The sequence below is a fragment of the Bradyrhizobium rifense genome (genome assembly GCF_008123425.1).
In the GTDB taxonomy this organism is placed as follows: Bacteria; Pseudomonadota; Alphaproteobacteria; order Rhizobiales; family Xanthobacteraceae; genus Bradyrhizobium; species Bradyrhizobium rifense.
Genome location: NZ_VSSS01000051.1, coordinates 120,249 through 132,639, shown reverse-complemented (window position 1 = coordinate 132,639; position 12,391 = coordinate 120,249). Strand labels below are relative to the sequence as shown.

10 protein-coding genes are annotated in these 12,391 nt (G+C 64.3%); 4 read left to right on the top strand and 6 right to left on the bottom strand.

The window, feature by feature from the left end; all coding sequences use genetic code 11:
- The first annotated feature begins 16 nt into the window (after positions 1-16).
- Positions 17-1,642, top strand: coding sequence for a glycosyltransferase family 39 protein (locus FXB40_RS31370; protein ID WP_148775970.1), 1,626 nt, complete (start codon positions 17-19; stop codon positions 1,640-1,642).
- 9 nt (positions 1,643-1,651) lie between these two features.
- On the opposite strand, the gene FXB40_RS31365 is transcribed toward FXB40_RS31370, so the two are convergent.
- The 5 genes from FXB40_RS31365 to FXB40_RS31345 all read right to left on the bottom strand — a co-directional run bounded on the left by FXB40_RS31365 (position 1,652) and on the right by FXB40_RS31345 (position 5,713).
- Positions 1,652-1,969, bottom strand: coding sequence for an HPr family phosphocarrier protein (locus tag FXB40_RS31365; protein ID WP_148775969.1), 318 nt, complete (start codon positions 1,967-1,969; stop codon positions 1,652-1,654).
- Positions 1,966-2,367, bottom strand: a complete 402-nt coding sequence (locus tag FXB40_RS31360; RefSeq protein WP_007597752.1) for a PTS sugar transporter subunit IIA — start codon at positions 2,365-2,367, stop codon at positions 1,966-1,968. Before FXB40_RS31360 ends, FXB40_RS31365 begins: the two co-directional genes overlap by 4 nt.
- Positions 2,368-2,574: 207 nt before the next feature.
- Positions 2,575-3,024, bottom strand: a complete 450-nt coding sequence (locus FXB40_RS31355) for an HPr kinase/phosphorylase (protein WP_148775968.1) — start codon at positions 3,022-3,024, stop codon at positions 2,575-2,577.
- Complete coding sequence (locus FXB40_RS31350) at positions 3,021-4,811, bottom strand: sensor histidine kinase (RefSeq protein WP_148775967.1); 1,791 nt, start codon at positions 4,809-4,811, stop codon at positions 3,021-3,023. The genes FXB40_RS31355 and FXB40_RS31350 overlap by 4 nt, the downstream gene beginning before the upstream one ends.
- A 200-nt stretch (positions 4,812-5,011) precedes the next feature.
- Positions 5,012-5,713, bottom strand: coding sequence for a response regulator transcription factor (locus FXB40_RS31345; RefSeq protein WP_148775966.1), 702 nt, complete (start codon positions 5,711-5,713; stop codon positions 5,012-5,014).
- Between the two features lie 240 nt (positions 5,714-5,953).
- Between FXB40_RS31345 and FXB40_RS31340 the strand changes: the two genes are divergently transcribed.
- From FXB40_RS31340 to FXB40_RS31330, 3 genes are all read left to right on the top strand, one after another.
- The gene (locus FXB40_RS31340) at positions 5,954-6,688 is read left to right on the top strand and encodes a HugZ family pyridoxamine 5'-phosphate oxidase (protein ID WP_148775965.1); all 735 of its coding nucleotides are present in this window, start codon (positions 5,954-5,956) and stop codon (positions 6,686-6,688) included.
- A gap of 147 nt (positions 6,689-6,835) precedes the next feature.
- Positions 6,836-9,430, top strand: coding sequence for a CHAT domain-containing tetratricopeptide repeat protein (locus FXB40_RS31335; RefSeq protein ID WP_187437272.1), 2,595 nt, complete (start codon positions 6,836-6,838; stop codon positions 9,428-9,430).
- 281 nt (positions 9,431-9,711) lie between these two features.
- The gene (locus FXB40_RS31330) at positions 9,712-11,328 is read left to right on the top strand and encodes a phosphoenolpyruvate carboxykinase (RefSeq protein WP_148775963.1); all 1,617 of its coding nucleotides are present in this window, start codon (positions 9,712-9,714) and stop codon (positions 11,326-11,328) included.
- A 175-nt stretch (positions 11,329-11,503) separates the two neighbouring features.
- Here FXB40_RS31330 and FXB40_RS31325 read toward each other — a convergent pair whose 3' ends face one another.
- The gene (locus FXB40_RS31325; protein ID WP_148775962.1) at positions 11,504-12,319 is read right to left on the bottom strand and encodes an acyl-CoA thioesterase; all 816 of its coding nucleotides are present in this window, start codon (positions 12,317-12,319) and stop codon (positions 11,504-11,506) included.
- Positions 12,320-12,391 lie beyond the last annotated feature (72 nt).

Genomic DNA, 12,391 nt, shown 5'->3' with positions numbered 1-12,391 from the left:
GCGCTACGCAACGGCGATGTCAACGACCTCGATCCCCTCCGCCCGGGCGCGCGCGAAGACCCGCCTCTCCTTTGACCGTTTCCGGGCCTGGCTGGTTGCCTACGCGACCCACCCCTCGGCCCGGCTTTGGCTGGTGATCCAGCTCGCCATCCTGCATGCGGTGATCTGGACCTTCATCCTGATCAATCTCAAGGCAGCGCAGGACGTTCACATGGACGTCGCAGAAGCCTGGGGCTGGGGCCAGAAATTCCTGTGGGGCTACGGCAAGCATCCGCCGCTGTCGGGCTGGATCGCCGGCGTCTGGTTCAAGGTGTTCCCGGCGACGGACTGGGCGACCTATGCGCTGGCGATGGCGACCGTCAGCGTTGGCATGGTGATCTGCTGGCTGGTCGCGTTGCGTGTGGTCGATCCGCGCCGCGCGTTCCTGGTCGTGGTGATGGTCGCGCTCTACCCGATCTTCAATTTCAAGGGGTTCAAGTACAACCCCGATCTGCTTCAGCTCGTCACTCTGCCGCTCGTCGTGCTCGCTTACCTCAACGCGTTCGAGAAGCGGAGCTGGCAGTCCGGAATCTGGCTCGGGCTCGCCGGCGCGCTGGCGCTGATGACCAAATACTGGGTGCTGACCATGATCGGCGCCATTGGGCTCGCCGCACTGATTCATCCGGAGCGCATGAAGTTCCTGCTGTCGCCGGCGCCGTGGGTTGCGATCGCGACGATGGTGGTGGCGATGATCCCGCACATCGTCTGGCTCGCGGATGCGCATTTCGTGCCGCTGACCTATGCCGGCGACACCTACAGCATCGAGGATGCCAGCCAGGTACGTCAGCTCGTGTTCGGCTATGTCCTGCACAATGCCGCGCTGCTGGCGCTGCCGGTGGCGCTCGCTGCACTCGCGATGGCGCTGGTGCCGCCGTGGCTGACGCTGCTTGTGCGCGCGCCCTTGCGCATCGTCACGCGGGCCTGGGCGCGCGGCGCCAATGCGGGCGTCAATGTTTCCCAGGCGCTGAACATCTGGATCATCCAGATCATCGTTGCAGCCGGGCCGCCGCTCGGCGCGCTCGCTTTCAGCATCTACATGAAGACCGATTGGGGTATCTCGCTGTTCTTCCTGGTGCCGCTCGCGCTGGTCGCGATCCCCGCGCTGCGGGTGCAGAGTGCGGTGCTGTTCAACATCGTCGCGATCTGGCTGGTGCTCAGCGTTGCGGCGCTCGTCGCCTCGCCCTGGATCGCTGCGCGCGAGATGGCGGCGAATTCGGACAACACGGCGACCTATGGCGCACGCTCGGAGCTCGCGCGCGAGCTGACGCAAGCCTGGCATTCGCGCTTCGCCTCGCGCTGGGCGATCGTCGCCGGCACGATGGAGTCGATCCAGCCGATGGTGTTCTACAGTCCGGATCATCCGGCTGCATTCACGCCGAACGAGGCGTGGGGGTCCGGGCTGACGACACTCGACGACGTCAAGAAATACGGCTTTGTCGGCGTGTTCGATCCGACCGATGGTCGCTTGCCGGCATTTGAGAAGTGGGTGTCCGAGATCGCGCCGAACGCCGAGCGCATGGTGATGACGACGCGCCGCTTCACCCACGGCAAGGCCGGCCCGTCGATGAGTTGGAACGTCTACATCGCCCCACCGGCGAAGTGACCGAGGGGTCTAAACCCCTTCCTCGTTGAACTTACTTTCAACGAGCTCGGTGATCGCCATGAGCGCGGCCTCGGCATCGTCGCCGGCGGCGGCGACCGTGATCGTGGTGCCCGGTCCTGCCGCGAGCATCATCAGGCCCATGATCGAGGTGCCGCCGACGGTCTCGCCGCCGCGCGTCACCCACACCTGCGCGTTGAAGCGCTCGACCGCCTGGACGAACTTCGCCGAGGCGCGGGCATGCAGGCCACGCTTGTTGATGATCAGGAGCTCTTTGGAGATCGCGCCCGCGGGCACGCCTGTCCCCGCTTGTGGCGCGTCGTCGCTCATTTGCCGGCGAGCACCCGACTGGCGATGGTGACGTATTTGCGGCCGGCTTCCTGGGCCATCGCGATCGCGTCGGGCAGCGGACGCTCCTCGCGCACCTTGGCGAGCTTCACCAGCATGGGCAGGTTGATGCCCGCGAGCACTTCGACCTTCGGCCGGCTCATGCAGGAAATCGCGAGGTTCGACGGGGTGCCGCCGAACATGTCGGTGAGGATCGCAACGCCGTCGCCTGAATCGACGCGGTTAACCGCCTCGATGATGTCGCTTCGGCACAGATCGGAATCGTCTTCGGCACCGATCGTAATCGCTTCGATTTGCTTTTGTGGGCCCATGACATGCTCAAGCGCTGCCTTGAATTCGTCGGCAAGGCGCCCGTGGGTCACAAGTACTAGACCAATCATCGGAAAACTCCCGCGGGCGCTTTTGGTGCACCGCACGAACGCGCCACTTTGACCATCCAGAGCCCCCGCGCAAGGGGGGATGTTGCGTATCTCCCTGAATCTAGACGGATGGATAAGGGGAGCTGCGCCGGTCTATTCGGTCGCGAGTGTGCGGTTCATATGGTTACAATTTCCCTTCAAACAATCGCCTCAAGGGTTAGGCGGAGGTTAACTCTTGGTAGTGGTCAAGGCCGCGACAACCAAGGGGAGGGGCGAATCGCCGCGCCCGACCGGGATTCGCGGTATTTCGACACCTAAAATGGTGGTTTTCAGCGATTCCGGCGGTGGCAGCCGTTCGGCGTCGTCGGCGTCTAGATCGACCACGAGGCCGACCGTCGCATGCTCCACGAAGTCGCAGCCGCGGATTCCCAGTCCACGAATCTCGATCAGGCCGGCCAGGAGGGGGGCGGGACGAACCGCAATTTCGTGGCCGACTGTCGCCAGATGGACACGGTCGTCGCCGACCAGGATGGCGCTGTCCACCACGCCTGAGCGCCCCGCCATGATCAAATCGAAGGCAAGGCGCGATTTGCCGGCGCCCGAGGGCCCGCGGATCAGCACCGCCAGGGGGCCGACCTTGACCGCGGAGGCGTGAACGCTCGGCCCGCCGTCGCTCATAGCGCCGGTAGTCTCACCACGAAGCGCGCGCCGGCAACCGTCGGCGCACCGTCCTCGTCGGCGGGGCCGGCGCGATTCTCCGCCCAGATGCGCCCGCCATGGGCGTCGACGATCTGCTTGGAGATCGACAGGCCGAGGCCGGAATTCTGGCCAAAGCCCTGGTGCGGCCGGTCGGTGTAGAAGCGCTCGAAGATCCGCTCCAGCGCGTCGTCACGGATGCCGGGGCCGTCGTCGTCGACCACGATCTCGATCTCGCCGCGGACACGGCGGCAGGTCAGCCGCACCTTGGCTCCGGCCTCCGAGAAGGACTGCGCGTTGGAGAGCAGGTTGGAGACCACCTGCCCGAGCCGCGAATCATGACCCGTGACCGCGAACGTGTCGGTCGGGCTGCGGCCCTCGAAGCGCGCCTCGACGGCGACGTCGTGGCCGAGCTTTGTCTCATTGGCGACGGCAACCAGCGTGCCCAGGAGCCGCTTGAGATCGACCGGGACCGCATCCTGTCGCTGCAATTCAGCATCGAGCCGGCTCGCATCCGAGATGTCCGAGATCAGGCGGTCGAGCCGCTTGACGTCGTGCTCGATCACCTCGAGCAGGCGGGCACGGCTGGTCTCGTTGCGCGCCAGCGGCATCGTCTCGACCGCGGAGCGCAGCGAAGTCAGCGGGTTCTTCAGCTCGTGGGCCACGTCGGCGGCGAACATCTCGATCGCCTCGATCCGCTTGTAGAGCGCGCCGGTCATATCGCGCAGCGCGCCGGAGAGATGGCCGATCTCGTCACGGCGGCGGGTGAAGTCGGGAATCTCGACCCGGGTCTTGATGCGGCGGCGGACCAGCTCGGCGCTGTCGGCGAGCCGGCGCACAGGACCTGCGATCGTGCTTGCGAGCAGCAGCGACAGCATGATCATGACCGCGGCGGCGACGCCGCCGACCTTCAGGATCGCGAGGCGCTCAGCCGTGACCATCTGATCGATTTCGTCGCCCTGGGTTGACAGCATGAGTGCGCCGTGGATGGCACGCGCGCGCTGCACGGGGACCGCAACCGAGACAATTACCTCGCCGCGCGCATTGACCCGCACCATCGAGCGCTTCTGGCCCTGGAGCGCATCGGCCACTTCCACATAGCCATTGCCGTTCTCGCGCCCGAGTTCGCGATAGAGCGGCAGATCGCCGCGGTTCAGCCAGGTGCGCGTGGCGACCATGGCGCGCTCGACCAGCCCGGGTTTCTCGGACGGTGGCGGCAGCGGAAAAGCCCTGAGAACGTCGAGGTCACGGCTGTCGAGCAACACCGAACCGTTGGGATCGAAAATCCGCGCGCGGGTCTTGGTCGGCGAGATCAGCGTGCGCAACACCGGCGCCACGCGCTCGGGATTGATCGGAAAATCCAGCGAATCGTCGGGCCCGCCATAGCTCTCACCCAGTTTCAGGTCGAGCAGCCGCTCGGGGTCGACGGTGATCGCGTTGGTCTGCACCGTCGCCGAGGCGCCGATGGCGCCGGCGATGATTTCGGCCTGCACCAGCAGGCTCTGCGCGCGCGCGTCGATCAGGCCGGCGCGGAACTGCGACAGATAGAGGATGCTCGCGACCAGGGCGACGAGGCCCGCGAGGTTGAGCGAGACGATGCGGCGGGTCAGGCTCGAGAAGGACAGCGCGAAGAAGAACTGGCCGGCGCGCTTGAGCCAGTTCAGCGGCCCCCAGCCTCGCGCGACCGGCTTGTCCTCATGCTCCGAGGCGCCGTGGGCGGTAACGTCCTCGGCGTTCGAACTCGGATCAGGCTGCGTTCGGTCAAGCAATGCTTACGCCCGCGTTAGGACAGCTCGTGCGACGGTCCCCGCATCCTAGAGCATGATCCGGAAAAGTGTGCAGCGGTTTTCCGAAAAGATCATGCTCAAACAATAACCTAAAGCGCGATCACATCGCGCTTTAGAGCATGCCCAGTTCTGATGGAATCAGAACCGGCGCAGCCCTCATCTGTCGTGAAGGCGCGTGCGCCTCAGGCTTCCTTGAAGCGGTAGCCGACGCCGTAGAGCGTCTCGATCATCTCGAAATCGTTGTCCGTCACCTTGAACTTCTTGCGCAGCCGCTTGATGTGGCTGTCGATGGTGCGGTCGTCGACATAGACCTGGTCGTCATAGGCGGCGTCCATCAGCGCGTTGCGGCTCTTGACCACGCCGGGCCGTGTCGCCAGTGCCTGCAGGATCAGGAATTCAGTGACGGTCAGCGTCACCGGCTCGTTCTTCCAGGTGCAAGTATGCCGTTCCGGATCCATGCGCAGCAGGCCGCGGTCGAGCGCCTTGGCATCGTTCTCCTTCGGCGCGACGGTCGGATCCTTCGGCGCCGAGCGGCGCAGCACCGCCTTGACGCGTTCGACCAGCAGGCGCTGCGAGAACGGTTTGCGGATGAAATCGTCGGCGCCCATCTTGAGGCCGAACAGCTCGTCGATCTCCTCGTCCTTGGAGGTCAGGAAGATCACCGGCAGGTCGGACTTCTGTCTGAGACGGCGAAGCGTCTCCATGCCGTCCATGCGCGGCATCTTGATATCGAGGATGGCGAGATCGGGCTGGGTCGTGCGGAAACCGTCAAGCGCGGAGGCGCCGTCGGTGTAGGTCATGATGCGATAGCCTTCGGCTTCCAGCGCGATCGAGACGGATGTGAGAATGTTGCGGTCGTCGTCGACCAAAGCGATTGTGGGCATGAGCCTCTGCTTTCTGCTTTCCGTTTGGGTCGTGGCTTAAACGGCGAGCAATCCAGTGATGCGCCGCATACATGGGTCCCGAACTTGGAATTCGAACTTTGTCACCGAGCAATGCAAGCTGGGCTGAAGTGTGACCAAGTTCCGCGAAACACGGCAGATTCGCCGCATGTCGACCCATAACCCGGCCCTCGTTTACCCGAAAAAAGGCCCTCCTTGCAACCACCTGAGCCGAGAAAGCCAATGCAACCGACCCCTGATTTCGCCCCCGGAACGCTCACCAAATCGCTGCTCAGGCGGTCGCGGCAGGGGGCGCTCGCGACGCTCATGCCGGGGAGCGGCGATCCCTATTGTTCCCTGGTCAATCTGGCCAGCCACCCCGACGGCTCGCCGATCCTACTGATCTCCCGATTGGCGGTTCATACCAAGAACATCCTCGCAGACAGCCGGGTCTCCCTGATGCTGGACGAGCGTGCCGCCGGCGATCCGCTGGAAGGCGCCCGGATCATGCTGTCGGGCCGGGCCGAACCGGCCGAGGACGAGAGGGATCTGCTCCAGCGGCGGTATCTCAATGCCCATCCGTCGGCGGAAGCCTTTGTCTCATTTAAGGATTTTTCGTTCTTCCGGGTCCACCCCACCGGAACCCATCTAGTCGCAGGCTTTGGCCGAATCGTGGATCTCAAGCCGGAACAGTTCCTCACGGACCTCGCCGGTGCGGAGGACCTGCTGGCGGCGGAGGAGGGGGCGGTCGAGCACATGAACGCCGACCACCGCGATGCCATGGGCCTCTATGCGACAAAGCTGCTCGGTTCGGCCGAGGGAGACTGGCGCTGCACCGGCTGCGACCCCGAGGGCCTCGACATGCAGGAGGGCCAGACCGCATTGCGGCTGGACTTCCCGGAGCGGGTGACGAATGGCACGGCGCTGCGCAAGATGCTGGTCAGGCTTGCGAGCGAAGCACGCGCCAAGACGGATTAGCCAAGACGGATTAGCCAATTCGGATTAGCCAAGACGGATCAAAAGACGGATAGAAGACGGACCAGCTGCAACAATTTTGAACGCTGGCGCACATCGCGGCGACCCAAGACCGTAATGGTCTCCGTGCGGTTGGCGGCGAGAGGGTTCATGAAGCGTTGTCGTTTGGCATGGGTCGCGGGTTTGGCGCTCGTGATCACTGCATCGCTGGCTACGCCAGGTATTGCCCAGAAGGGCAATCTCGCGACGGAGAGTGCCAGGATCAACGAGCTCACCAAGGCCGGCAGATATTCGGAAGCGCTTCCGTTGGCGCAGGCAATGGTCGCGAGCCTGGAGAAAAGCGACAACGGTCGCGAACTTGCGGCGGCCTTGAATAATCTCGGTCAGGTCTATGCCGGTCAGGGCCGGGACGACCTCGCCGAGCCGCTCTACAAGCGTTCGATCGCATTGATGGAGAAGTCGCTCGGTCTCGACAACGCACCGGTCGCGGCCGAACTGACCAATCTCGCCGCGCTGTATCAGCGGCAGAGCCGCTTTGCCGAAGCCGAGCCGCTGTTCAAGCGCGCGCTGGCCGTCCGGGAAAAGAGCCTGTCACGCGAGCATCCCGATGTCGGCCAGGCTCTCAACAATCTGGCCACGCTCTATGTCAGGCAGCAGCGCCAGGCCGAAGCCGAGCCGCTGTTTCAGCGCGCGCTCGCGATCTACCAGAAGGCCGCCGGGCCCGAGCATCCTGCGGTCGCCACGGTCCTGAACAACATTGGCCAGGTCGATCGCGATCTCGGTCGCGACGCCGAAGCCGAAGCGCCGATCAAGCGCTCGCTCGCGATCCGCGAAAAAGCGCTGGGGCCCGATCATCCCGACGTCGCGCGGTCCCTCAACAATCTCGCCGGCCTCTACGAGCACCAGCAGCGCTATGCCGATGCCGAACCGCTGTATCGCCGCGCGCTCGCCATCCGCGAGCGTGCGCTTGGGCAGGATCATCCTGACGTCGCGGCATCCACCAGCAATCTCGCTTATTTCCTCTTTGTGTCCGGGCGAACTGCGGACGCGTTGCCGCTCGCGGAAAAAACGCTTGCGAACGACCGCGCGCAGCTGCGCGTGGTGTTGCCGATCCTGTTTGCGGCGCACCAGCAAGCGCTGCTGCCGCAAGACAAGTCGCTCGACGAGGCGCTCGCCGCGATCCAGCGCGGCACGCAATCCTCCGCCGCATCGGCCGTGAACAAGCTCGCGGTGCGGCTCGCCGCCGGCAGCGACCGGCTCGCCGAGCTGGTGCGTAAGGACCAGGATCTCGGAGCCGAATCTGAGGCGCTGGACAAAGCGATCATCGCGGCCGTGTCGAAGCCGCCGGCGCAGCGCGACGTCGCCTCCGAGCAACGCAGCCGCGCGCGGATCGCAGCCATCGCAAGCGAGCGCGCCGGCTCGCAGAAGACGCTCGCCATTGAATTCCCCGACTACGCCTCGCTCTCCAACCCGCTGCCGTTGACGGTCAAGGACGTCCAGCCGCTGCTGTCGGCCGATGAGGCGATGGTGCTCTATTCCGTCGTCGATAACCGCAGCTATGTCATCGCCATCACGCGCGAGCGCGCCGATTGGAAGGAAATTCCGCTTGGCGCCGACGCGCTGGCGCAGAAGGTCACGTCTTTCCGCCGAGGTCTCGATGTCGGCAAGGCGCGCGACGGCGCCGGCAAATCAGGCTTGTTCGACCTCGCGCTCGCCAACGAACTCTATGTCACTCTGCTCGGCCCGGTCGAGGCGCTGACCAGGGACAAGCGCAGCCTGCTCGCAGTGCCGTCGGGCGCGCTCACCGCGCTGCCGTTTCATCTGCTCGTCACGGAGACACCGCAAGCTGCAATCCCGGAGACGCTCGAAGGCTATCGCAGCGCTGCCTGGTTGCTGCGCCGTCAAGCTATCTCGGTGCTGCCATCGGTGGTCAGCCTGAAATCGCTGCGCACCTTTGCGCGCAAGGATCAGGGCGTCAAACCGATGACCGGCTTTGGCGATCCCGTGTTCAATCCCGCCGAGGGTGTTCCGTCCGACCGGCGCGCAGCAGGCGGCAAGGTTGCCGCGCGCAGCATCGCGACCATCGCTTACACCGACTTCTGGCGCGGCGCGGGCGTCGATCGCGCGCGGCTCGCCCAGGCGCTGCCGCAACTTCCCGATACTGCGGATGAGCTGAACGCCGTAGCGAAGGATGTCGGCGCGACTGATGCCGACATTCATCTCGGCCGCGATGCCAGCGAAGCGACGCTCAAGCGTGCACCGCTTGCTCAATACAGCATCATCTACTTTGCGACCCATGGCCTCGTCGCCGGCGACATCAAGGGTGTGGGCGAGCCATCGCTTGCGCTGTCGATTCCCGATCAGCCGTCCGAGCTCGACGACGGTTTGCTTACGGCGAGCGAAGTTGCCCAGCTCAAGCTCAATGCCGATTGGGTCGTGCTGTCGGCCTGCAACACGATCGCCGGCGACAAGCCGGGCGCCGAGGCCCTGTCGGGACTGGCGCGCGCCTTCTTTTATGCCGGTGCGCGCGCGCTCTTGGTTTCGCATTGGGCAGTGGATTCGGAGGCTGCTACCCGCTTGACCACTTCGACTTTCGATCTGCTCAAAAACGAACCAAAGATCGGCAGAGCCGAAGCTCTGCGGCGCGCGATGTTAACGTACGTTGATGACACCTCGTCGCCCCGCAATGCCTACCCTGCGATGTGGGGGCCGTTCGCGTTGATCGGCGAAGGTGCGGTACGATAGACCGGCGCACGATTGTGCGTCGCAAAACGCGAAATAACGCCGAAATGCGCGTTTGGTTGCGCGACCATTTCTGATTTTTTGATGCAGTCGCTCAGAGCTGTCATGCGCGACGTTTGGCGCGGTCCTTGAATAAACCAAATCCTGCGGGATCAGCTTGGCAACGTCAGCGTTCATCAGTATTAGGTCGTCCAGCCGAGGCCGGCCGGCCTGCAATTCACGGTGACCGCGATGGCGCCAAGGTTAGGTCGCGCTATGTGTCGCGGGTTCTAGGAGGATTTTTCGTGCAAGAGACGGGCGTGCGCAACGGTGCCTTCGGTGCCGACAAATTCGGCTTAAAGAATCTCAAGCAGGTTCACTGGAACCTGGGCGCACCGCAGCTCTATCAATACTCGCTCTCCGCGGGGGAAGCGGTGCTGTCCGCCGACGGTTCGCTCTGCGCCGACACTGGCGAGTTCACGGGCCGCAGCCCGAAGGACAAGTTCACGGTGCGTGACGCCACCACCGACAAGAAGATGTGGTGGGCCGGCAACCAGTCGATCACCGCGGAGCAATTCGAGACGCTCTATCAGGACTTCCTCAAGCACGCCGAAGGCAAAAGCCTGTTCGCGCAGGACCTCTATGGCGGTGCCGATCCGGCCTATCGGATCAAGACCCGCGTCTTCACCGAGCTCGCCTGGCACTCGCTGTTCATCCGCACGCTGCTGATCCGTCCCGAGGCGATCGAGCTGTCGAGCTTCACGCCGGAGCTCACCATCATCGACATGCCGAGTTTCCGCGCCGATCCGAAGCGCCATGGCTGCAAGTCGGAGAACGTCGTCGCGATCGACTTCGCCCGCAAGATCGTGCTGATCGGCGGCTCCTACTATGCCGGCGAAATGAAGAAGTCGGTCTTCACCACGCTGAATTATTATCTGCCCGAGCGCGGCGTGATGCCGATGCACTGCTCGGCCAACGTCGGCGCCCAGGGCGATTCCGCGATCTTCTTCGGCCTGTCCGGCACCGGCAAGACCACGCTGTCGGCCGATCCCAACCGCACGCTGATCGGTGACGACGAGCACGGCTGGGGCCCGAACGGCATCTTCAATTTCGAGGGCGGCTGCTACGCCAAGTGCATCAAGCTCTCGCAGGAAGCCGAGCCCGAGATCTACGCGGCGTCGACCCGCTTCGGCGCGGTGCTCGAGAACTGCGTGCTCGACGAGGACACCCGCGTCGTCGATTTCAACGACGGCTCCAAGACCGAGAACACGCGCTCGGCCTATCCGCTCGACTTCATCCCGAATGCCTCGCGCACCGGCCGCGCGCCGCAGCCCAAGAACGTGGTGATGCTCGCCGCCGACGCCTTCGGCGTGCTGCCGCCGATCGCAAAACTATCGCCGGCGCAGGCGATGTACCACTTCCTCTCCGGCTACACGGCCAAGGTCGCCGGCACCGAGCGCGGTCTGGGTAACGAACCCCAGCCGGAATTCTCGACCTGCTTCGGCTCGCCGTTCCTGCCGCTCGATCCATCCGTCTACGGCAACATGCTGCGCGACCTGATCGCCCAGCACAATGTCGACTGCTGGCTGGTCAACACCGGCTGGACCGGCGGCAAGTACGGCACGGGTTCGCGCATGCCGATCAAGGTGACGCGCGCGCTGCTGACCGCCGCCCTCGACGGTAGCTTGCGCAACGTCGAATTCCGCACCGACAAATATTTCGGCTTCGCCGTCCCGACCGCTCTGCCGGGCGTGCCGAGCGAGATCCTCAACCCGGTCAACACCTGGAAGGACAAGGACGAGTTCGACAAGACCGCGCGCAGCCTGGTCGGCATGTTCCAGAAGAACTTTGCCAAGTTCGAAGCCCAGGTCGACGCCGAAGTGCGCGCGGCTGCGCCGGACGTGAAGCTCGCGGCGGAGTAATTTCCGCTTCTGCTTGAAATGCAAAAGGGCGGCCGAAGGGCCGCCCTTTTTATTTCTCGCAATATCTCTCCACTCGTCATTGCGAGCACAGCGAAGCAATCCAGAATCCCTCCGCGGAGGAATTCTGGATTGCTTCGTCGCTATGCTCCTCGCAATGACGGGTTTGTGGAAGCAGCTACGCCTTGAAATACGCAATCTGCGTCGTGGTCGCGAGCAGCCGTCCGTTCGGCGACCACAGCTCGGCGTTCTGGTCGGCGTAGCTCTTGTGCATGATTTTCGAGTCAGCCGTCGCGAGCACGCGCGTGATGTCTTCGGCCGCGAGCTCTTCGCTGTCAGTGTGAAAATACGTCGTCAGCGACACCGTGCCGAACGGCACCAGCTCGCGCCTTGCGTGAAAGATGCGGCCGAAGAAGGCATCCGACATCGACATCAGCGACGGCATGTCGAGCTTGCGCGGCTCGCGATCGCCGATCCAGATCTTTGAATAGGTGCTGGCGAGCTCCGCCTGCGGCGGGCCGAGCCGCATTTCGCCCTCGATGAAGCGGAATTCATACTGGTTGGCCCAGGATGCCTTGATATTTGGGAACGGCAGCGTTTGTTCGAACGGCTTTGTATCCGGATATTGCGCGACCCGGTGCTCCCAGGACGGCCGGCGCTCGGCGAACACGGCGGTGGCGAGCGTCGCGACCTCGCCGCCGCCCTGCGACAGTTCGACGTTCCAGTGCTGGCTGGAGCGGTTGCCCTTTACCAGACGCACGTCGAGATCGAACGGGCCTTTGGCGATCGGCGCGCAATAGTTGACGGTCAACGCCAGCGGGTCGCCGGCGCGTTGTGGATGGTCGATCAGCGCGCGCAGGATGGTCGCGGCGGTGGTGCCGCCGAACGGACCGACGAAGGCCCAATAGTCGTCGCTGGTGTGCCCCTGCCAGCTCGAGTCACCGGCGGTGATGCGGGTGGCGTCGTCGAAGGGGTGCGGGAGCTTGGCGTGCATTCTTGGTCCTCGATGCCGACCCCGTCGTCATTGCGAGCGCAGCAAAGCAATCCGGACCGACGGCGCTTGGGG

Bases quoted from the DNA above. Each gene is read 5' to 3' on its own strand.
- FXB40_RS31370 (WP_148775970.1), top strand. From the start codon at position 17: ATGTCAACGACCTCGATCCCCTCCGCCCGGGCGCGCGCGAAGACCCGC.
- FXB40_RS31365 (WP_148775969.1), bottom strand. From the start codon at position 1,969: ATGAGCGACGACGCGCCACAAGCGGGGACAGGCGTGCCCGCGGGCGCG.
- FXB40_RS31360 (WP_007597752.1), bottom strand. From the start codon at position 2,367: ATGATTGGTCTAGTACTTGTGACCCACGGGCGCCTTGCCGACGAATTC.
- FXB40_RS31355 (WP_148775968.1), bottom strand. From the start codon at position 3,024: ATGAGCGACGGCGGGCCGAGCGTTCACGCCTCCGCGGTCAAGGTCGGC.
- FXB40_RS31345 (WP_148775966.1), bottom strand. From the start codon at position 5,713: ATGCCCACAATCGCTTTGGTCGACGACGACCGCAACATTCTCACATCC.
- FXB40_RS31340 (WP_148775965.1), top strand. From the start codon at position 5,954: ATGCAACCGACCCCTGATTTCGCCCCCGGAACGCTCACCAAATCGCTG.
- FXB40_RS31335 (WP_187437272.1), top strand. From the start codon at position 6,836: ATGAAGCGTTGTCGTTTGGCATGGGTCGCGGGTTTGGCGCTCGTGATC.
- FXB40_RS31325 (WP_148775962.1), bottom strand. From the start codon at position 12,319: ATGCACGCCAAGCTCCCGCACCCCTTCGACGACGCCACCCGCATCACC.